This is a genomic window from Bordetella genomosp. 11 (genome assembly GCF_002261215.1).
In the GTDB taxonomy this organism is placed as follows: Bacteria; Pseudomonadota; Gammaproteobacteria; order Burkholderiales; family Burkholderiaceae_B; genus Bordetella_C.
Genome location: NZ_NEVS01000004.1, coordinates 3,672,103 through 3,692,405, shown reverse-complemented (window position 1 = coordinate 3,692,405; position 20,303 = coordinate 3,672,103). Strand labels below are relative to the sequence as shown.

Here is a 20,303-nt window from a genome sequence, read left to right as displayed (position 1 = left end):
CTCCATCGTCATTGGTTCGCGTCGCCGTCGGCGCGGGTCTGGTCGTTGCCCTTGGCGGCGGAATCGTCCGCCGGGTCCGCCGGCTTGGGCGCGGCGGCCAGGGCATTCAGCAGCGCCGGGTCCTCCAGCACCTTGCCGATCAGCTCTTCCGCGCCGGTCTTGCCGTCCATATAGGTCAGCAGGTTGGCCAGCTGGGTGCGGGCATTGAGCAGTTCGTTCAGCGCCCCCACCTTGCGGGCCACCGTGGCGGGCGAAAAATCGTCGATGCTCTCGAAGGTGATATCCACGTTCAGATTGCCATCGCCGGTCAGCGTGTTGGGCACCTGGAACGCCGCGCGCGGCCGGATGGACTTCATCCGCTCGTCGAAGTTATCGATGTCTATGCTCAGGAACTTGCGTTCGGCGATATCCGGCTGCGGCGTATCGGATCGCCCGGCCAGGTCGGCCAGCACGCCCATCACGAAAGGCAACTGCACCTTGCGTTCGGCGCCGTAGATCTCGACGTCGTATTCGATCTGCACGCGGGGCGCGCGGTTGCGCGCGATGAATTTCTGGCCGCTGCCTTTCAGAGTGGTTGCCATGCGATTCTCCTGGTAGAGCTGGATTCGGTGGGTCAGGGCGCGGGTCTGCCATCGGCATCCCGGGGCAGCAGCAGTTCGAACTGCTCCAGGCCCTGGGGCGCCAGGTTGCGCATGATGTCGTGGAAGCTCAGCGGTATCAGCTGTTGCGCCCGTCGGATGACATAGGGCGCCGGATGCCCGGGCTCGTGGATTTCAAAATAGGCGCAGACCTTGGTCAGCATGGCCATCGCTTCGTCGCGCGTATGGATCTGGGCGTCCTGCCAGCGCACGGTGGCTTCGGCGGTGCCGCCGGCCGCGCGTGGCTGCGACCCCGCATCCGCATCGGCGGCGGTTTCTTCGTTATCGGCCTCGGCGCGCGCTCCGGCATGCGGGGCGCCATCGTCCAGCTCCTGCGCGACGATATCCATGCCGCGCAGGATGGCCGCGTAGTCCGGCATCCATTCGCCGCCCAATCTTGCGGCCACCAGATCCTGTATGCGGCGCAGCGCGCGCCGGGCCGCCACCAGGCCGGCCAGGTGCGGATCGCCGGCCAGCCAGGCCTGGCGCAACTGTTCCACCAGCCGGGAGCGGCCGCCGGGATAGGCGTCGCTCTGCGCGCGGCTGCCGTCCAGGATGGACTCCGCGTCGCGCAGGCTCAGCTTGCCGTGCACGCCATCGAGCAGGGCGGCGGAACGCGCGCTGCGTCCGCATCCCTGCACGTCTCCCAGCGACGCCAGCGCATTCACGCGAGGCAGCGGGTCGTTCTCGCCCACGCTGTCCAGGCGCGGATGCACCGCGTCCCAATAGCGTTCGAGCGCGTCGGCGCACAGGGTCAGGCCGTCGGCATAGCCGGGCAGCCCGCGCGTCTCGGTCCAGGCCCGCGAGAGATGGCTGACGACGCGGATATCCCGCGTGCGCTCGAGCAAGCCCAGCGCCTGCTTTTCGACTTCCCTCCAATCGGGCGCCTGCGCCGGGATGATGGTGGTCCCGAACTGTTGTTCGCTGCGCTCCGCGGCCGACTGCTGCAGCCGCAGGAAGTCCGCGTCGTACTCCAGATCCTCCCCGCACGGTAGCCGAGGATCGAGCGTGCTCAGTATTTCGGCGAATTCCATGGTCATAGTTATAGGGCGTTGCCCTCGTTAGGGGCGTTGCCGGCACACGCGACCCGTTGTCCATTCCGGATCTTTTCGGCCCGTGTTGCTCGTCACGGAATGCGCATTCTATGCAGTCGGATTGGTCTGTCTATTGCAACTCACAGACACTGTTTTTTCTTACGAATGCTTAACACCCAAGAAAAGTTTCGAACATTTTCGCCGCTCGAAAATTGACGTCCTGTAATGAAACTTACGTAGATAGCGGGCTAGTCCCTACGTGAATACAAACGCGTGCAACAACTTGGAATTTTGAATTCGCACAGTCGCTAACATGTAAAGGTGTCTATGTATTTCGAATTAGTAAAAAGGACAAAGGCTTGTGAGCCGACTTCTACTGTTCTTTCAAGCTGTTTAGAATCGCCCGTCTCGCGCATCGGCAGCGATGGTGCGGCGATTCACAGGCACATACTGCGTTCGCGCGGGCGTCCAGAGCAACGACACAAGGACGGCCGCGCACGCCGTCTCTCGAGGAGAAGCGATGGACCGCATGGTGGATGGCGATCGGATCATCAAGGCGCATACGCCGCTGCCGGCCGATCAGTTGCGTTTCCGCGCCATGCATGGCGCGGAAACGATGTCGCAGTTGTTCGAGTTCGACGTCGACCTGGTGGCGGAGTCCTACACCCTGGACATGAAGGCACTGCTGGGCAAGCCCATGTCGCTGGAGATCGAAACGCCCGGCGGCACGCCGCGCTTCCTGAGCGGCGAGATCACGCGCTGCGTGCTGGTCGGGCGCGATACCGACGGCGGCGGCTATTACCTGTATCGCGCGACGTTGCGGCCATGGCTGTGGTACCTGACGCAGACCTCGGATAGCAAGATCTTCCAGAATAAAAGCGTGCCCGATGTGATACGCGAGGTGCTCAAGGACTACAAGTACCCGGTCGAATTCAAGCTGGTCGACAGCTATCGCACCTGGGAGTATTGCGTGCAGTACCAGGAGACCGATTTCGCTTTCGTCAGCCGGCTCATGGAGCACGAAGGCATCTATTACTGGTTCCGCCACGAAGAGGGCAAGCACACGCTGGTGCTGGCCGACGACGTGACGCAGCACGAGCCGGTGCCGGGCTACGAGGCCATTCCCTACTACGGGCCCGACCGCAACGCCGTGCCGCGCGAGGACTACATCTACGAATGGGAGCTGGTCGAACAGATCACGCCCGGCGCCTTCGCCACCACCGACTACCATCCCCTGACACCCGCCGCCAGCCTCGAAGCCAAGCGCAACAATCCCGGCGCCCATGACAACGGCGACCTGGAGATGTACGAGTGGCAGGGGGGCTATACCAACCCGGAAGACGCGGAGCACTACACCCGCGTGCGCCTGGAGTCGTTGCAGTGCCAGCGCGAGGAAAGCCGCGGCTCATGCAATGCCCGCGGGGTGTCGCCCGGCCACCTGTTCACGCTGCGCAATCATCCGCGCCAGGCCGAGAACCGCGAGTATCTGGTGGTCGGCGCCTACTACCGCATGCGCGAAGCTTCCTACACCACCGGCACGGGCGATCCCGCCACCCTGGATATCGACTTCGTCGTGCTGCCGTCCTCTGTCCAGTTCCGCGCGCCGCGCGTGACGCCGATCCCGCGCACGCACGGTCCGCAGACGGCAACCGTGGTCGGCAAGCAGGGAGAGGAAATCTGGACGGATAACCTCGGCCGCGTCAAAGTGCAGTTCCATTGGGATCGCTACGGGAAGAAAGACGAGAACAGCTCGTGCTGGGTGCGCGTTTCCAGTCCGTGGGCGGGCGGCGGGTTCGGCGGCATCCAGCTGCCGCGCGTCAACGACGAAGTCGTGGTGGACTTCATCGGCGGCCAGCCGGACCGGCCGATCGTTATCGGCCGCGTCTACAACGCCAACAACATGCCGCCCTGGAATCTGCCCGACAACGCCACCCAGAGCGGCTTCCTGAGCCGATCCAAGAACGGCACGCCCGCCACCGCCAACGCCTTCATGTTCGAGGACCGCGCCGGCGCGGAGCGCATCTGGCTGCATGCGGAGCGCAACCTGCATACCGAGGTCGAATGCGACGAATTGCACCACACCGACGGCCACCGCAACACGGTCATCGGCGGCAATGACGTCAAGCGTGTCCTGTGCAACCGCGATATCGACGTGACCGGTACGGACAAGCTGACGGTCGGCCAGTCCCGTACGGTGGAAGTGACCGGCCACGAGGACTATACCGTCAAGGCGTCGCGCACCGTGCACGTGAAGAGCGGGTTGATGGAAGAGAAGTTCGACAACGGCTTGAAGACCACGGTCGCCGCCAGCGGCGAAACGCGGGAAATCACCGGTCCGTTCGCCGAGACATTGAAAACCGGAGAAACGATCACCGTAACGGCCGGCAATGCCATGCACGACGTGCAGGCCGGCACGCTGACCGCGCAGGCCAAAGGCCAGGTCGTGCTTACGTCCACCAGCGCGGGCCTGGAGGCCACCGCGCCGCAGAAGATCCGCGTCGAGTCCACCGGCGGCACCATGGATGTCAAATCCCAGGGCGCCATGCTGGTGCAATCCACGAGCTCTACCGTGGACGTGCACGGCAATGCCGATGTCACGCTCAAGACGCCGACCGCCATTGTCCTGGACGCGCCCAAGGTCAAGAACATGGCGCATGGGCAATGGCTCAGCACCACCCCCTATGGCCTCTCGCTGGCCGGCTTCAAGGCCGAGATCGGCGTCAGCCGCATCGCGCTGTACAGGACGACCGTCATGTTGAATTTGTCCTTCACCAATTACTCCGCCATCAGCAATATCGGCGCCCTGGCGTCATACCGCACGTCCGGTTCCAGTTATGCCTTCGACGCCGTGAAAGCGCAGCAGGTCGGACTGAAGCAGTCCATGGTCGGCTTGTGGAGCATCCTGTGATGGCGACGTGGGGCCTGCCCGGATGGGCCTGGGTGGTCATCCTGGTGCTGCTGTTGTCGGTCGTGCAGGTCGGATTCATGCTGCGCGGCGAACTGCGCCGCCGTTCGCAGGACGCGGCCGTGGTCGCGCGCCAGGACGAGGTGCGCGACCGCGGCCGCGCCGGCACGGCGGTGGTCATACGCACCGTCGATACGGGTACCCGCCTGGGCGCGGTCAAGTTTTTCGTTATCGATATCACGATGCACGTGGAAGCCCAGGACGGCATACCGCCCTTCGATACGACGCTGCGCGTGCCGGTTTCCCCGGTGCGCCTGAGCGACTTCGCCGAAGGCCGCCTCGTGCGGGTGCGGGTGGATCCGGCCACCCGCGAGGTCGCGATCGACCAGCGCACGGAGTAGCGCCGTGAAGACCGTCAAGCCATTCCGCCTGAGTGTGCTTACGCGGCCCTATCGCTGGCAGCGCCGCGATACGCTGGGCATCGCCGTGCTGGCTCTCGCCGAACTCGGCGATACGCCGCGCCTGCTGCCCGAGCAGGAACTGTGGACCCTGGCCGGCGAGGAGGCGGGCGGCGTGCTGGATACCGGCATGCCCAAGCCGGTGCCGGAGGTCCTTGCCAGCGGCTACGCCTACACGCGCCATCAGCAGGATCCATCCGCCTGCGCGGTGCGTCTGAAGGTCGAGGGCATCGTCGATAAGCCGCTGCTGGTTTTCGGCGACCGCTATTGGGTGGATGGCCGGCCGGACGCGGCGCGGCCCTTCGATGCGATGCGCCTGGACTGGACCCGTGCCTACGGCGGCCCCGGCGTCGCCGGCAATCCGCTGGGTCGCGGCGCGGTGGACGAGACCGTCAACGGCGTGCGGGTGCGACCGCTGCCCAACATCGAATCGCCGCGCGAGCGCATGTCGAGTCCGTCGCAGCGCCCGGAGCCCGCCGGCTATGGCGCGCTGGGCATGGACTGGCCGCAGCGCGCGCGCCATATGGGCAGCCGCTACGACCAGAACTGGCTGGAGAACGATTACCCTGGCTTCGCGCCCGACATGGATATGCGGTTTTTCCAGTCCGCGCCGGTGGACCAATGGGCCGCCAACCCCGGTGCGGCCCTGGCCGGCGCGGCCTACGAGATCTGGAATATGCACCCGGACCGCCAGGTCGTGCGCGGCCGCCTGCCCGATTGGCGCGCGCGCTGCTTCGCCAGCCTGCAAGCCGACGGCACGCAGTTGCAGGAAGTGCCGCTGGCCTTGTCGACGGCGTGGTTCTTCCCGCACCGCGACCGGGTTGTCCTTATATGGCATGGCTGCATGCCCGTGCGCGAGGACGACGCCGCCGACGTCCGTTTCATCCTGCCGGCGCTGGAGGCAGCCGCCGCGCCGCGCGAGCTCGCGCACTACGAGTCGGTCATGGCGCGCCGCCTGGATCCCCGGCGCGGCGCCTTGTATGCATTGCTGGACGAGGACCTGGTGCCGCGCGATCTATGCGCGCCCTGGCTGGACAGCGGCGGTGGCGAAGCGCCCCGGCGGCCCTCGCGCCGCAACCTGCGGGCCGGCGCCGAGCGCCGCCATGCCGGTGCGCGGGCGGAGCTGCTGGCGCAAGGCCTGGACCCCGAACGCTATCTGCCGCCGCTGGAGGCGGAGGAGAGCGCTCCCGCGCTGTCCGACCTGCCCGAGCGCATCCTGCGCATGGAACGCGAGCTGGAAGCTTCGCGGCGCGGCGAAGGCGCCCTGGCCCAAGTGCGCGCCGATGGCGAACTGGACGGGCTCGCGGCCGTCGCGGGTGTCGACATGGCCGGCCTGAGCAGCCTGGATCCCGATACCCCGGCGCCGGCCTTCGACCCGGCAGCCCTGCGGCGGCATTTGCGCGCGGCGCGCGCGCAGCCCTGGATGCGCGGCCCGGGCGGCGGAAGTGCACCGGACGCCGGCGGGCAGGGAAGGGACGGCGATGCCGCGCGTGCAGACGGTGCCGGCCTCGATGCGATGGCGCGCAGCGGCTATCTGAATGCCGCCCAGCATTTCGCCGCACCGCCCCCCATGCCGCCGCATCGCGCCCGCCGTACCCGCAGCCGCCTGCAGGAACGGGCGGCGGCCGGCCGGGACGCGCGCGGCTGGCCGCTGGCCGGGGCGGACCTCTCCGGCATGGACTTGAGCGGAATGGACTTCCGTGGCGCGGACCTGGCGGGTGCCGACCTGACGGACGCACGCCTGGATGGCTGCGATTTCACCGGCGCGGTGCTGGTGTCGGCGCGATTTATCCGCACCTCCGCCCGGCAGGCCTGTTTCGATCGCGCGAACCTGGGCAAAGTGCACGGCCAGGACGCCGATTTCCAGGGCGCGCGCCTGGGCGATACCCGGCTGGACGAAGCCGTGCTGGAGGCATGCGCGCTGCGCGAGGCGCGCATCGACGGCGGACGCTGGTTCAAGGCGCTGCTGCGCGCCTGCGACTTCACCGATACGCGATGGTCCCAGTGGACCGGTATGAACCTTATCCTCGAACAGTGCGCGTTCGTGGGCGCGACGTTCGGGTTGTGTGCCTACATGGAGAGTGCCTTGCAGGACTGCGATTTCAGCTCGGCCCGCCTGACACGGGTAGGCTATACGAAGTGTCAGTTTTCCGGCCTGACGACATTCGCGCGTGCCGACGTGCAGGCCAGTGCCTTCGCCGGCGGCGCGGACTTGCGGTCCGCCCGCTTCGCGGGCGCCACGCTGCGCAACAGCAGCCTGCGCGGAGCGTCCCTGGATGGCGCGAGCTTCGCCGGCGCGACGCTGGAAGCATGCGATCTGTCGGAGTGCGGATTGCGCAACGCGGACCTGTCGGGCATCCGCGCGCCGCGCAGCCTGTTCGTGCGCGCGGATTTCGATGCCGCGTCGCTGCGCGGGGCGAACCTGATCGAAGCCAGCCTGTCGAAGGCGACGCTGCGCGATGCCGACCTGGAGCAGGCCAATCTGTTCCGCGCCGATGTGTCACAGGCGCTGATGGATGCTTCCACCCGCACGCAGGGGGCCTATACGGCGGGCGTCAAGCGCTTTCCGTTGCGCGTGGCGGAGCGCGCGGCATGAATACCGAGACCTTGCTGGACAAGGTGCGCCATGGCGAAGTGGTAGAAAATACGGACCTGCGCGGCGCGGACCTTCGCGGCCTGGATTTGGCCGGCGGCTTTTTCGACGAGGTAAATTTCAGCGGCGCGCGGATGGCCGGTTGCCGGCTGGACGATAGCCAGTTCACGCATTGCCGGTTCGACGGCACCGATCTGTCGGATGCACGGCTGGAAGAGGCGCGCATCGTGCTGAGTTCGATGCGCGAGGCCGACCTGAGCCGGGCAATGGCGCGGCAGTCGATGATCAGCGAGTCCGATCTGACGGGTGCGCGGTTTGCCGGGGCGATGCTGGACCGTTCGAGTTTCCACGCGGTGCGCCTGTGCGACGCGGACCTGCGCATTCCCCGGCTGGATCGGGCGATGTTCGCGAAGACGGAGCTGGAAGGCGCGGATTTGACGGGGGCGGTGCTGTCGTTTGTGACGTTCTATCAGTTGGATCTGCGCCGCACGATACTGGCCGGGACGAGCGGCGAGAGCGCGATGTTCGTCGAATGCGACCTGAGCGGACATCGCTTCGTCGATCAGCATTTCACGCTGTGCCAGTTCACCGATAGCAAGCTGGACGGGGCTGACTTCAGCGGTGCCCAGCTGCGGCAGTCGAATTTCAAGGGGACGTCGCTGCGCGAGGCGCGCTTCGTCGGCGCGGTGGGGCCACAATGCCTGTTCCCCCAGGCGGAGTTGACGCGCGCAGTGTTGCGCGGCGCGCATTTCGACGGCGCGATCTGGGCAGACGCGAATCTGGACGATGCGGATCTGCAAGGCGCCAGCCTGAATCTGTGCGTGTTCCACCGGGCCCGTTGCGCGCGCGCGGATTTGCGGCATGCAAGCCTGGTGGACGCCGATTTTTCGACCGCGGACCTGACGGATGCGGATCTGCGCGAGGCGCGCTTTCTGCGGACGCGGTTTCATCGCGCGATCCAGGACGGTACGCGAGTGTCGCAACGCACGGGCATCATCGAGAACGATCCCGCTTTGCTGGAAGCCGAGCTGTGGTCGGCGGGCAAGGCTTGAACCGAGGAGGGCGAACATGCTGGCCGTATGCCAATTGCCGGGGGTGGCGCTGGGGTTTCCCGATGTGTGCAAGACGCCTATTCCGCCGATTCCTCATGTGGATGTGGCAACCTCCAGCATGGGGGTGCCGATTGCCTGGAATGTGCTGCTGTTGGCGGCACCGGTACATAACATGGCGACACCGGTGCCGATCACCTTGGGGGATACGGCGGGAGTGGGCGGCGGGCTGATATCGCAGACTTTCATGGGTAGTTCGCGATATATGACGGGGGCGTTCACCGTTCTGGTGATGGGTACGCCGATTGTGAGGATGACGAGCCTGACGGTGCAGAACACCATCAATACCGTGGGGATGCAGGTGTTTTCGCCGCAGCCCAAGGTGGTTGTTTTGGCGCCTTGACGTTGGGTTGGCTGAATCGCATCCGTCGATAGCGGTGTTGGGTGGCGTTTTTCTTGGCGTGCGTTGTTCTTTTGCTGTCCGCGGGTGTGTTGCTGATCTCGGTTCTTTGATCGTTACTGTTGGCGGGTGTCTTGCTGATGCCGTCCGTCGGGGGTGGTGCCTGTCGGGGCCAGCCCGAAGGGGCCGGTCCGGCGCCTTCGCGCCGGACTCCCGCGTTGTCATCCTCGTACGGCGGCCGAAGTGGCGTTGGGGTTCTTGCGGGTTTTTTGCCCGGCCGTCCTCCCTTCGGATTCCCTCGCGCGGCTCCAACGGGCTGGCCCCGACAGGCACCACCCCCGCCGGACTCCGATGTGCTTTATTCACTGTCCGCTGGGGCGAGTTGGGTTCTTGGGCTTCGTGGGCGGCCGATTCCGCCGTTGGAAAATTTTGCGTTGCACGTCGCATCGAGGCCGCCCAGCGCGGCCCCGATGCGCCTACGCGGTGGTTGAATGCGACGGGCGGCATGCAGATGGCGGTGAGGATGGCGACGCGTTCACCATGCCACGTATCGTTGACCCTCTCGGCTCGTACGCCAGCTTTGCCGAAAGCACATGCGGATGCGCGCATGCAACGGCATCCACTCCGGGCCTGTCAGAATTTTTGTGTTTAAAGCATTGGGATGCCGTACCACTTTTGATCTGCAGAGTTCATGCTACCTCAGTGATATGGGTCGGTGAAGCGTTCTGCATAGATGATGGCGAACTGGTTCATGGCTACCCTCCAGTCGTGCGTGGCGCAGCCCCACGTTCCGGTGATATTGCGTAGGACCAGCCACAATAGCTTGGTGGCGGCGTCATCACTGGGGAAGTGCTCACGGGTCTTTATCGATCGGCGCAACTGCGCATTTAAGCTCTCAATGGCATTGGTGGTGTAGATAATCTTTCGGATCGCCGGGGGAAACGTAAAAAACGGGATCACGCGATCCCAGGCGCGACGCCAGGTCTGGGCGATGGTCGGATATCTCTGGCCCCAGTGGCCTTGCTCAAACACGGCCAGCGCGGCTTCAGCAGCCTCCACAGTGGGCGCGGTGTAGATCGGCCTCAAGGCTGCCGCCACGGTACGACGCTCTTTCCAGCTTGCATAATCCACGCTGCTGCGCATCAGATGAACGATGCAGGTTTGCAGTGTCGTGCTGGGGAAGACCGCGTTCAGCGCCTGCTCCATCCCCTTTAAGCCATCGGTGACGGCGATCAAGATATCCAATGTGCCCCGGGTCTTGAGTTCGTTGAACACCTTCATCCAGAACTTCGAGCCCTCGGTCTGCTCAATCCACAGGCCCAGAATGTCGCGGGTGCCGTCCGATAAGATCCCCAGCGCCAGGTACACCGCCTTGTTGCGGACCACGCCATCCTCGCGGATCTTCACCCGTAACGCGTCGAAGAACACCACCGGATACATGGTCTCCAAAGGCCGGTTCTGCCAAGCGACCACCTCTTCCATAACCGCGTCAGTCACCGAGCTGATGAACTCCAGTGAGACTTCCGTGCCGTACTGCTCAACCAGAAATCCCTGGATCTCGCGCACCGTCATCCCGCGGGCATACATGGCGATGATCTTGTCATCGAATCCCGTAAAGCGCCGCTTATGCTTGGAAATCAGGATCGGCGCAAAACTGCCTTCCCGATCTCGCGGAATATCGACCCGCAGCGGCCCATCATCGGTTATCACCGTCTTGCCACTCGTGCCGTTGCGATGGTTCGTGGTGCCTGCCGGCGGGTCCGTGCCCGCGGCATAGCCCAAGTGCTGACCCATTTCTGCGCCAAGCGCCCGCTCGACCAGGGCTTTCTTGAACGCCATCGATAGATCCTGTACCGCCTCAGGCGTCATCGGACCTTTGACAAACTCATCCATCAAATTCGCTGGAATCGATGGCAGTTCCCTGGGAGGTGCCTTCTGCTTGGTAGCCATGATGTGCTCCTCTGGAGCAACTATGTTAGGCCTCAAACACAAAATTTATGACACTCCCTCATATCGCGTATGGTTGACCATCGCAGCTCGTAGGCCATCTCGCCCAAGGCACATGCGGATGCGCGCATGCAACGGCATCCACTCCAGATGCAAGGCCGTCGCACGAAAGCATCCGCGGCATGACGCACCGTGTAGGCGATCGCTGGCCGCGCTGGGCGGCCGGCGATCGACGTGCGCCGCAAAATCTTCCACCGGCAGCAATGGCCACCGACGAAGCGCAAGAACCGAGATCGTCGCAGCGACCGTAACTAAGGCAAACCGGAGTCCGTCGGGGGTGGTGCCTGTCGGGGCCAGCCCGTTGGAGCCGCGCGAGGGAATCCGTAGGGAGGACGGCCGGGCAAAAAAAGCACAAGAACCCCACCGCCACTTCGGCCGCCGTACGAGGATGACAACGCGGGAGTCCGGCGCGAAGGCGCCGGACCGGCTCCTCCGGGCTGGCCCCGACAGGCACCACCCCCGACGGACGGGATCAGCAAAACACCCGCCGACAGCAACCGTCAACGCACCAGCAAACGCTACCCCGCCGGATCACTCCAATCCCACGAACCCCCCGGTCTGCCGACGCCACAACCTCGCATACACCCCGTCGTGCGCCAGCAATGCCGCATGGGTGCCCATCTCCACGATGTTCCCATGTTCCATCACCACCAGCCGATCCATCCTGGCAATCGTCGACAGCCGATGCGCGATCGCGATCACGGTCTTTCCGTGCATCAGCGTCTCCAGGTTCTCCTGGATCGCCGCCTCCACATCGGAATCCAGCGCCGACGTCGCTTCGTCCAGCACCAGAATCGGCGCGTCCTTCAACAGCACCCGCGCGATCGCGATACGTTGCCGCTGTCCGCCCGACAGCTTGACACCCCGTTCTCCCACATTCGCGTCCAGTCCGCGATGGCCTTCCCCGTCCGTCAGGTCGAAAATGAACTCATCGGCGCGTGCCTGCCGGATCGCATGCATCAGCGCTTCCTCGCTCGCATCCGGCCGGCCGTACAGCAGGTTCTCGCGTAGCGAACGATGCAGCAGCGACGTATCCTGCGTCACCACCCCGATCTGCGCGCGCAGCGATTCCTGCGTCACCTTGGTGATATCCTGCCCGTCGATCAGAATGCGCCCCGCCTCCACGTCGTACAGCCGCAGCAGAATGCTCACCAGCGACGACTTGCCCGCCCCCGACGGCCCGATCAGCCCGATTTTTTCTCCCGGCGCCACATCCAGGTTCAGCCTCGTAAACACCAGGCCACCCTTGCCGTACCCGAACCCCACGTTTTCGAAGCAAATCCGTCCATGGGTGACGTGCAAGGGCTTCGCGTCCACATCGTCCGCCACCACCCGCGGCCGCGCGATCGTCCGGATGCCATCTTGCACCGTCCCCACGTTCTCGAAAATCCCGTTCACCACCCACATGATCCACCCGGACATATCGGCGATCCGCATCGCCAGGCCGGTTGCCAGTGCGATATCGCCCACGGACATGCGGCCCTCGCTCCATAGCCACAGCGCCAGCCCCGGCGTGCCGGCGATCAGGATGCCGTTCAGGATCGCGATGGTGAACCCCATTCCCGTGACCAGGCGCGCCGCCATCTGCGCCTTGCCCGTCTGTTCCGCCATCGCTTCGCGCGCGTAGAGTTCCTCGCGCTGGCTGTGCGCGAAAAGCTTGAGCGTACCGATGTTGGTATAGCCGTCCACGATGCGGCCCATCAGTTTCGAGCTGGCCTCGGACGCCGTCGCCGAGCGCGATTTGACGCGCGGGACGAAGCGGATCAGCGTCAGGATGTAGCCCACGATCCAGATGATCAGCGGAATGGTCAGCCGCCAGTCCGCATCGAAGAACAGGATCAGCGCGCTGCCCGAATAGATCAGTACATGCCACACCGCGTCCACGGCCTGCAGCGTCGATTCGCGCAGCGCCACGCCCGTCTGCAGGATGCGGTTGGCGATGCGGCCGGCGAAATCGCTGTGGAAGAATCCCAGGCCCTGCTTCACCACGTAGCGGTGGTTCTGCCAGCGAACCAGCGTGGTCAGCCCGGGCGACAGTGTCTGGTGCACCAGCATATCGTGCAGGCCCGTGACGATGGGGCGCAGGACCAGGACCACCAGTGCCATGCCGATCAGCGTCTTGCCATGTTCGGCGAAAAACGCGGCCACGGGCTGGCCCCGGACCAGGTCGACGATGCGGCCCAGGAAGCGAAACAGCGTGACGTCGATCAGCGCGCCGGCCAGCCCCACGAGCAGCAGGAAAAGCAGCGCGGTGCGCACCTGGCGCAGGTAGTGCCGGTAGAAGCGCAGCACGTCGTCGGGCGGCGGTTCGTCCTGCGCCGGACGGAAAGGATCGATCAGCGTTTCGAAGCGGCGGTAGATCGGATTCGGGAAGCGGGGCATCTCGGAACTCTCTAGGCCGGCGTCGCCAGCGCCAGGAAATTGGATAGGCAGGGATTGCGGTTGCGGGGCGACCACAGCAGGACCAGCTCGGAGTGCGGCGCATTGGCCAGCGGCCGGAACGCCACGCCCGGCAGGCGCGACTTGCGCATGGAAGAGGGTACCAGGGCGACGCCCACGCCTTCGTCCACCATATTCAGCACGGTTTGCTGCAACTGTACTTCCAACCGCACGATGGGTTCGAAACCCGCCTGGCGGCAATGCTCGACGATGTTCGCGCGCAGTGCCGGGCCGACCTCGCTGGACGTCATGATGAACGGCTCGCCGGCCAACTGGCCGATGCGCATCGGGCGGCGGCTGCGCGCGCGTGGATGGCCGCGCGATAGCGCCACGCACAGCGGTTCGCGTACCACGACGCGGTTGGACAGTTCGCCGAAATGGCCGCCGGCCATCACCACCGCGGCGTCGATGCGGCCGTCCAGTACCTGGGCGGCAAGGTCCTGCGATACGACCTCCCGGAGTTTCAGCGCCACCTCCGGGTATGCGCTGCCATAGGCCTTGGCGTAGGTGGGGATGACGCTATAGGCGGCGTACATGGTGAAGCCGATGGATAGGGCGCCGGCGTCGCCGCGCGCGGCGGCCTGCGCATTGCGGCCGGCCTGTTCCACGGCCGCCAGGATGGCCTTGGCGTCGACGAGAAAGCGTTCGCCCGCCGGTGTCAGTGCCACCATGCGGGGGTTGCGCTCCAGCAGTTTGACGCCTAGCGCCGCTTCCAGGCTGGCCAGTTGGCGGCTTAGCGGAGGCTGCGACAGATGCAGGCGCGCCGCGGCGCGGCCGAAATGGCGCGTCTCCGCCAGGGTGACGAAGTAACGCAGGGGTTTGATGTCCAGCACGATGCAGAAAAGGTATTGTTGAAGGCCGAATAAAGAATTGGATTGTATTGCGGTGGGGAACTACGCTGCGCGAACCGTCGTGACCGCGGCCGTGCCCGCGGGCCCTCTGCACGGCGGCCGCGTAGCACCCGGCACGCGATATCGCCGGTGAAGGTTTCCCGCCATGTTCTCCACCCTGCAAATCCTTGCTCCCATCTTCGCTCTGATCCTGGCCGGCTTCGTCCTGCGCCGGCGCGGCATCGTAGGGCCCGCCGCTTGTGTGGAGCTGAATCGTTTCGTCGTCTGGCTGGCGCTGCCCGCGCTGCTGTTCAAGCTGATGGCGCACGCCACCTGGAGCCAGCTGTACCAGCCTGCCTTCGTGGCCGCCTTCGGTCTGGGCAGCGCGGCTGTTTTCATCGTGACTTTGGTATGGCGTCTGCGGCTGGGACGTCATCTGGTCGATGCCAGCGTCGACGCCATCGCCGCCTCGTATGCCAACACGGCCTATATCGGCTTTCCGCTCATTCTCGCGCTGTTCGGCAACGCGGGGATGGCGCCTGCCACCATCGCGACGCTGCTGGTGGTGTCGGTGTTGTTCGCCATTACGGTGGCGCTGATCGAGGTGGGGCTGCAGACCGAGCGCGCGCCGCACAAGGCGGGCTTGAAAGTGCTGCGAGGCATGACCCGCAATCCGCTGATCGTGGCGCCGGCGGCCGGCGCCCTGGTGGCCGTGGCGGGCCTGCCGGTGCCGGCGGCGGCCGATCGTTTCCTGGATTTGCTGGGGGCCGCCGCCACGCCGTGCGCGCTGGTGTGCCTGGGATTGTTCCTGGCCGAGAAGCGGGCGGCGGCGCAATCGCGGCGTGTCTCGCTGGCGCTGACGGCCGGCAAGCTTGTGCTGCAGCCGGCGCTGACATGGTGGCTGGCGGCCCGCGTTTTCGCGATGCCGGTACCGCTGGCGCAGATGGCGGTGCTGCTGGCGGCCCTGCCCACGGGCACGGGCCCTTTCATGCTGGCGGAGTTCTATCGGCGCGAGGCCGTCATCACGGCGCGCACCATTCTGCTGTCGACGGTCGGTTCGCTGGTGTCGCTGACGGTTCTGTTGCACTGGATGCTGCTGGGGTAATCGTCGTTCGCGCCACGCGCTGGCCTCGCGGTGCCGTGCTCGCGGGCCGGATCTCGCGGGCGGACAAGCCGCGCCCCGCCCGCCGCGGGCGGGGCGCTCGCAAGGTCAAGCCTTGACGGATCCGGCCCGGATCGCGAAGTAGATCAGATACAGGGCGGCCAGGCCCACCAGGATGTAGACGAGGCGGGCGATGGTGGATCCCGCGCCGAAAATGGCCGCGACGAGGTCGAAGCTGAATGCACCGACCAGTCCCCAGTTGAGCCCGCCGATGATGGCGAGGACCAGGGCGATCCAATCCAGGGGCGTCAGGATACTGATGCCCGTGCTGCCGGAGGGGGTATGGGTCATGTTCAGGGCCATGGCGGCCTCCTTGACGATGGCGCGGCCGTCAGCCGCATCGCCCGGAAGGGGCGGGCCGGACCGCTGGGGTTATTCTGCAAAATTCATGCCCAAGTGCCCCGCGGTTTGACAGCGCCACCTTCCAGGCAGTACACCGTTACCCGTTTTTGCCTGGCTGACCCCCGGCCTGGCGAGGCGGGGCTGCCCGCGCCGCCCGCTGTATTGCCGGGCGCATTCCAACTGCCTTCTGGTGCCGGATGTTCCTCTCCTTCGCGGTTAAAAAAGCCTATCCCTTCGGCGCGGGCATGCCCGCCAACCAGCGCTGGGCGGCCACCCTCGGCCTGCTGCTGGGCGTGTGCATGGCCAGCCTGGATACGGCCATCGCGAATACGGCGTTGCCCGCCATCGCGCGCGACCTGCAGACTACGGAAGCCCGCTCGATCTGGGTGATCAGCTCCTACCAGCTATCCATGGTCGCGGCCCTGCTGCCGGCCGCCACGCTGGGCGAGATCGTCGGTCACCGGCGCATCATGGTGTTCGGCCTGGTGCTGTTCACGCTGGCCTCGCTGGCGTGCGGCATGGCGCCCGATCTGGAATGGCTGGTCGCCGGCCGTGTGGTGCAAGGCTTGGGAGCGGCAGCCACCATGGCGGTAAACGGCGCGATGCTGCGCTTCATCTACCCGGAAAAGCTGCTGGGGCGCGGTGTGGGGCTGAACTCGGTGATGGTCGCGCTGGCCTTCGCCGCCGGCCCGACGGCAGCATCGCTGGTGCTGACGGTGGCCACCTGGCATTGGCTGTTCCTGATCAACGTGCCGGTGGGCATGATCGCCATCTATTTCAGCCTGCGCGCGCTGCCCGTCACGACGCGCACGCGGCGTCCGTTCGACACGCTGGGCGCGGTATTGTGCGCCGGGTTCCTCGCGCTGCTGGTGTTCAGCCTGAACGAGGGCGCCCAGCTGGCCGCCGCGCGAACCATCGTGATCACCTCGGTGCTGTGCGTCGTGTGCCTGCTTCTGCTGCTTAAGCGCCAGGCAGGCCACCCGGCGCCTTTTCTCGCGGTGGATCTGCTGCGCCGGCCGGTGTTCGCGCTGTCGGCGGCCACGGGGGTGTGCTCATTCGCGACCCAGTCGCTGGCCTTCGTGTCGCTGCCCTTCATGCTGCAGAACGTGCTGGGCTATACACAGGTGGAGACCGGCTTCCTGATCACGCCGTGGCCGGTGCTGGTGGCCGTGATGGCGCCCATCGCGGGCCGCCTGTCCGATCGCATGCACGTCGGCATCCTGGCCGGCATCGGAATGGCCATGCTGGCCGTGGGCATGGTGCTGCTGGCCACCATGCCGGCCGAGCCGTCGGTCTTCGCCCTGTGCTGGCGCCTGGCGGTGTGCGGCGCGGGCTTCGGCTTCTTCCAGTCGCCCAATGTGCGGGCCCTGATCACCGCCGCGCCGCCGGAGCGCGCGGGCGGGGCCAGCGGCATGGTCGGGACGGTGCGCCTGCTGGGCCAATCCAGCGGCGCGGCCCTGGTGGCCGCCTGCTTTCACGTGTCGACCGAGCGCGGCGCGATCCTGGCCTTGTGGCTGGGCGCCGTGTTCGCCGCCGCGGCGGCCGTCGCCAGTGTGATGCGCCTGAAATATCGCCAGCGCCCGGCGGCGGCCAAGGGCTGACCGGCGCGCGGTTCAGGCGCCGGCCGGCGTGGGCATGTCGAGCGGCGCGTGGGGCGGCGCCGGGCGCGCCGCGGCGCGCTCGCGGGCCAGGCGCCATGCAGCCAGGTCGCGCGGCGGCATCGGCCGCGCGAAAAGGTAGCCCTGGGCGAATTGCACGCCCTTGTCGCGCAGATAGGCTTCCTGGGCCTCGGTTTCGACGCCTTCGGCGATCATCGCCAGGCCCAGTTGCTGGGCCAGCCCGATGATGGTGTCCAGCACCACGTTGCCCACCGCCTCGGTGTCGGCGGTGCTGACGAAGGCGCGGTCGATTTTCAAGAAATTCGCGTGCAGCTTTTGCAGGTAGGACAGCGAGCTGTGGCCGGTGCCGAAGTCGTCCAGCGCCCATTGCACGCCGTGTTCGCGCAGCTCGGCCATGTGGGCGCGCAGCGCGGGCGTGTCGGGCAAGGGATGGCGTTCGGTCACCTCCAGGACCAGGGTGACGCCCGCGTGCGCGCGCACCCGCGACAACAGGGCGTCGACGTCGGCGACGAAGCGGTCCGCGACCATGTGCGCGCCGCAGACGTTCACGCCCAGATGGCTGCCCGGCGGCAGGTCCAGCAGTGCCAGATCGTTGGCCGCCAGCTGGAACATATGACGGGTCAGGTCGTCGATGATGTGGTATTCCTCGGCGGCGGCGATGAACAGGTCCGGCCGCACATTGCCCAGTCGCGGATGGCGCCAGCGCAGCAGCGCCTCCACGCCGGACATACGGCCGGTCGCCATGTCGATGACCGGCTGGTAGACCAGGTGGAACTGGCGCAGGCGGATGCCTTTGCGGATTTCGCCCGGGATCGATACGCGCCAGCCGTAGAACCGGTAGGCGAAATAACCGCATAGCACGCTGGCCAGCAGCAGGAAGGCGGCGTAGCCCCGCCATACATGGGCCCGCACGGTAGCGCGCTGGATCGCCAGCGGCGTTACGCGGACCTGCACCGGGAACATCGCCGACACCGATTGCTGCGTATCGGGGCCGGGCGTGCGCGCGCTGCGCTGGCGTTCGCCGGCATCCAGCAGCGGTACGTCGCGCTGCCCCAGCAGGATGTCGACATCGTAGGCGCCATCCCGCGCGGCGGCCAGTTTCAGGTCGTACAGGTACTGGGCATCGAGGAAGGCCACTACGCCGAGGCCCTCCCGCACTCCCTGGGACACCATCACGGCGGGCCGGTCCGGCAGCAGCAGGGTGCCCGACACGGGCGTCACGTACATCCCTTGCGGTACGTGTTCCTGCGGCGAGAGCGCAATCAGCGGCGCGTTGGGCATGCCGTAGATGGACGAGCAGTAGACGATATCGTCGCGGACCAGCAGCAGCGAACGGAAGTAGGGCTGCAGCGCTCCCGTCTGGTGCAGCCGGGTCAGCACTTCGCCGCAGGGGCGATCCAGGGTAGGGATCAGCCTTTGCGTGACGTCCTGCGCCCGCAGCAGGATGTTTTCCAGCTGCCGGCGCAGGACGCCGGCCGTGACGCTGGCTTCGCCGGCCAGTTGGCGTTGCGCTTCGTGCAGGACGATGGGGAGAACCAGCAGAAAAGGCAGAGCCGCGGCGAACAGCGTGACCAGGATGGCGGCGATCCTGCGCCGAATCGATAGGCTGGTAGGCACGCGGGGGCTTCCTCGACCATACCGACGGCCCGAATGGCAGCCGGTGCCGCGCTATGTCATCAGAATCCCGACTAAATGTAAATAACTGATAGATCTATCAACTGTGGGAATTTTCGCCATGCACGCCGCGCCCGGCCTGGCGGCAGGATCCGATGCCGCCCGGGGGCGCGGCCGCATCGTTGTCGGGTCGCGGCCAAGCGCGTCGCGCGCGCAGGGAGCGCCGCTCAGCGTCCGCCGGAGACATCCAAAAATGCCCCGGTCGAATAGGCGGCCTCCGACGTGAAGAACCACAGGATGGCGCCGGCGACTTCTCCGGCCGTGCCGCCGCGACGCAGCGGCACGCTGTTCTTGACGCGTTCGACACGCCCCGGCTCGCCGCCGCTGGCGTGGATTTCGGTATCGATGACACCGGGCCGGACCGCGTTGACGCGTATGCCTTCGTCGGCGACTTCGCGCGCCAGACCGATGGTCAGCGTATCGACCGCGCCCTTGGATGCGGCGTAGTCCACGTATTCGCCGGGCGAGCCCAGGCGGGCCGCCATGGACGATACGTTGACGATGACGCCGCCCTGGCCGCCTTCCCGCGTGGACATGCGGCCGACCGCTTCGCGGCAGCAGGTGAAGACGGCCACCACATTCACTTCCAGGATGCGGCGCAGGCGCGCCGAGTCCATGTCGCGCACGCGCATTTGCCGTTCCAGGATGCCGGCGTTGTTGACCAGGCCATCCAGGCGGCCGAAGTGCTCGTCGATCGTCGAGAACAGCGACAGGATCTGCGACTCGTCGGCCATGTCCGCCCGCACGGCAATGGCGCGGCCGCCCGCGGCCTCGATGCGGCCGACGACCTCGCCGGCGGCGGAGGCGTTTTCCTTGTAGTTCACGCAGACGGCGTAGCCGCGCTGCGCCGCCAGTATTGCCGTTGCGGCGCCGATGCCGCGGCTGGCGCCGGTGACCAGCATGACTTTTTGCATGGGGTTGTCTCCCTGGTAGCGAGGTAGCGACATCCTCGCCCAGCCGGCCCCGAAGGGCAATGCGCGCCAGGGCGAGGGCGCAGGCGGATTGTGCACGAATCGCCCATGCTTGTTCCGGGATGCAACCCCGGCGCGAAGCCTGCGCCGGCGTCGAAACAGAACGCTACAACCATGGCGTGCGCGCGGCCCACAAGAGTGTCAGGCTTCAGGCTTACGGGTTTTCCCCAGCGTGATGTACC

Annotated in this window: 15 protein-coding genes; 7 read left to right on the top strand and 8 right to left on the bottom strand. The window is 66.3% G+C overall.

Translation table 11 applies throughout. The annotated features are described in order from the left end of the window. Window positions 1-8: 8 nt before the first annotated feature. Both tssB and tssA read right to left on the bottom strand, forming a co-directional pair. Window positions 9-581: a type VI secretion system contractile sheath small subunit gene (tssB, locus tag CAL28_RS24230; protein WP_094843703.1), complete on the bottom strand. Its 573-nt coding sequence runs from the start codon at window positions 579-581 to the stop codon at window positions 9-11. A 32-nt stretch (window positions 582-613) separates the two neighbouring features. Next, window positions 614-1,672 (bottom strand): type VI secretion system protein TssA, encoded by a 1,059-nt coding sequence (gene tssA / locus CAL28_RS24225; RefSeq protein ID WP_094844819.1) that lies wholly within the window; start codon window positions 1,670-1,672, stop codon window positions 614-616. Between the two features lie 520 nt (window positions 1,673-2,192). Between tssA and CAL28_RS24220 the strand changes: the two genes are divergently transcribed. The 5 genes from CAL28_RS24220 to CAL28_RS24200 are packed head-to-tail and all read left to right on the top strand — an operon-like array spanning window position 2,193 to window position 9,080. After that, window positions 2,193-4,580: a type VI secretion system Vgr family protein gene (locus CAL28_RS24220; protein ID WP_094843702.1), complete on the top strand. Its 2,388-nt coding sequence runs from the start codon at window positions 2,193-2,195 to the stop codon at window positions 4,578-4,580. Further along, entirely contained in the window at window positions 4,580-4,978 is a 399-nt protein-coding gene (locus tag CAL28_RS24215) for a hypothetical protein (RefSeq protein ID WP_094843701.1), read from the top strand. Before CAL28_RS24220 ends, CAL28_RS24215 begins: the two co-directional genes overlap by 1 nt. A gap of 4 nt (window positions 4,979-4,982) precedes the next feature. Then, window positions 4,983-7,631, top strand: coding sequence for a DUF2169 domain-containing protein (locus CAL28_RS24210; RefSeq protein ID WP_094843700.1), 2,649 nt, complete (start codon window positions 4,983-4,985; stop codon window positions 7,629-7,631). Continuing rightward, window positions 7,628-8,680 carry a pentapeptide repeat-containing protein gene (locus CAL28_RS24205; protein WP_094843699.1) on the top strand — a complete coding sequence of 351 codons (1,053 nt, stop codon included), beginning with the start codon at window positions 7,628-7,630 and terminating at the stop codon, window positions 8,678-8,680. Before CAL28_RS24210 ends, CAL28_RS24205 begins: the two co-directional genes overlap by 4 nt. Before the next feature lie 16 nt (window positions 8,681-8,696). Further along, complete coding sequence (locus tag CAL28_RS24200) at window positions 8,697-9,080, top strand: DUF4150 domain-containing protein (RefSeq protein ID WP_094843698.1); 384 nt, start codon at window positions 8,697-8,699, stop codon at window positions 9,078-9,080. Between the two features lie 696 nt (window positions 9,081-9,776). Here the strand turns inward: CAL28_RS24200 and CAL28_RS24195 are convergent. The 3 genes from CAL28_RS24195 to CAL28_RS24185 all read right to left on the bottom strand — a co-directional run bounded on the left by CAL28_RS24195 (window position 9,777) and on the right by CAL28_RS24185 (window position 14,356). Next, window positions 9,777-11,027, bottom strand: a complete 1,251-nt coding sequence (locus CAL28_RS24195; RefSeq protein ID WP_094843697.1) for an IS256 family transposase — start codon at window positions 11,025-11,027, stop codon at window positions 9,777-9,779. A gap of 588 nt (window positions 11,028-11,615) precedes the next feature. Next, window positions 11,616-13,466 (bottom strand): ABC transporter ATP-binding protein, encoded by a 1,851-nt coding sequence (locus tag CAL28_RS24190; RefSeq protein ID WP_094843696.1) that lies wholly within the window; start codon window positions 13,464-13,466, stop codon window positions 11,616-11,618. An 11-nt stretch (window positions 13,467-13,477) separates the two neighbouring features. Then, window positions 13,478-14,356: a LysR family transcriptional regulator gene (locus CAL28_RS24185; RefSeq protein WP_094843695.1), complete on the bottom strand. Its 879-nt coding sequence runs from the start codon at window positions 14,354-14,356 to the stop codon at window positions 13,478-13,480. A 163-nt stretch (window positions 14,357-14,519) separates the two neighbouring features. On the opposite strand from CAL28_RS24185, the gene CAL28_RS24180 reads away from it, so the two are divergent. Further along, window positions 14,520-15,458 carry an AEC family transporter gene (locus CAL28_RS24180; RefSeq protein WP_094843694.1) on the top strand — a complete coding sequence of 313 codons (939 nt, stop codon included), beginning with the start codon at window positions 14,520-14,522 and terminating at the stop codon, window positions 15,456-15,458. Between the two features lie 105 nt (window positions 15,459-15,563). Here the strand turns inward: CAL28_RS24180 and CAL28_RS24175 are convergent, their stop codons facing one another. Next, on the bottom strand, window positions 15,564-15,818 hold the full coding sequence (locus tag CAL28_RS24175; protein WP_254926216.1) for a DUF378 domain-containing protein: 255 nt from the start codon (window positions 15,816-15,818) through the stop codon (window positions 15,564-15,566). 236 nt (window positions 15,819-16,054) lie between these two features. Between CAL28_RS24175 and CAL28_RS24170 the strand changes: the two genes are divergently transcribed. Beyond that, window positions 16,055-17,458, top strand: a complete 1,404-nt coding sequence (locus CAL28_RS24170) for an MFS transporter (RefSeq protein WP_094843693.1) — start codon at window positions 16,055-16,057, stop codon at window positions 17,456-17,458. Between the two features lie 12 nt (window positions 17,459-17,470). On the opposite strand, the gene CAL28_RS24165 is transcribed toward CAL28_RS24170, so the two are convergent. After that, the gene (locus CAL28_RS24165) at window positions 17,471-19,093 is read right to left on the bottom strand and encodes an EAL domain-containing protein (protein WP_094843692.1); all 1,623 of its coding nucleotides are present in this window, start codon (window positions 19,091-19,093) and stop codon (window positions 17,471-17,473) included. Window positions 19,094-19,317: 224 nt separating this feature from the next. Next, on the bottom strand, window positions 19,318-20,064 hold the full coding sequence (locus CAL28_RS24160) for an SDR family oxidoreductase (protein ID WP_094843691.1): 747 nt from the start codon (window positions 20,062-20,064) through the stop codon (window positions 19,318-19,320). Window positions 20,065-20,303: the final 239 nt, after the last annotated feature.

Coding starts and splice junctions, on each gene's coding strand:
- CAL28_RS24175 (WP_254926216.1), bottom strand. CDS start 15,818: ATGGCCCTGAACATGACCCATACCCCCTCCGGCAGCACGGGCATCAGT.
- CAL28_RS24170 (WP_094843693.1), top strand. CDS start 16,055: ATGTTCCTCTCCTTCGCGGTTAAAAAAGCCTATCCCTTCGGCGCGGGC.
- tssA (WP_094844819.1), bottom strand. CDS start 1,672: ATGGAATTCGCCGAAATACTGAGCACGCTCGATCCTCGGCTACCGTGC.
- CAL28_RS24215 (WP_094843701.1), top strand. CDS start 4,580: ATGGCGACGTGGGGCCTGCCCGGATGGGCCTGGGTGGTCATCCTGGTG.
- CAL28_RS24195 (WP_094843697.1), bottom strand. CDS start 11,027: ATGGCTACCAAGCAGAAGGCACCTCCCAGGGAACTGCCATCGATTCCA.
- CAL28_RS24205 (WP_094843699.1), top strand. CDS start 7,628: ATGAATACCGAGACCTTGCTGGACAAGGTGCGCCATGGCGAAGTGGTA.
- CAL28_RS24200 (WP_094843698.1), top strand. CDS start 8,697: ATGCTGGCCGTATGCCAATTGCCGGGGGTGGCGCTGGGGTTTCCCGAT.
- CAL28_RS24180 (WP_094843694.1), top strand. CDS start 14,520: ATGTTCTCCACCCTGCAAATCCTTGCTCCCATCTTCGCTCTGATCCTG.
- CAL28_RS24220 (WP_094843702.1), top strand. CDS start 2,193: ATGGACCGCATGGTGGATGGCGATCGGATCATCAAGGCGCATACGCCG.
- CAL28_RS24190 (WP_094843696.1), bottom strand. CDS start 13,466: ATGCCCCGCTTCCCGAATCCGATCTACCGCCGCTTCGAAACGCTGATC.
- CAL28_RS24160 (WP_094843691.1), bottom strand. CDS start 20,064: ATGCAAAAAGTCATGCTGGTCACCGGCGCCAGCCGCGGCATCGGCGCC.
- tssB (WP_094843703.1), bottom strand. CDS start 581: ATGGCAACCACTCTGAAAGGCAGCGGCCAGAAATTCATCGCGCGCAAC.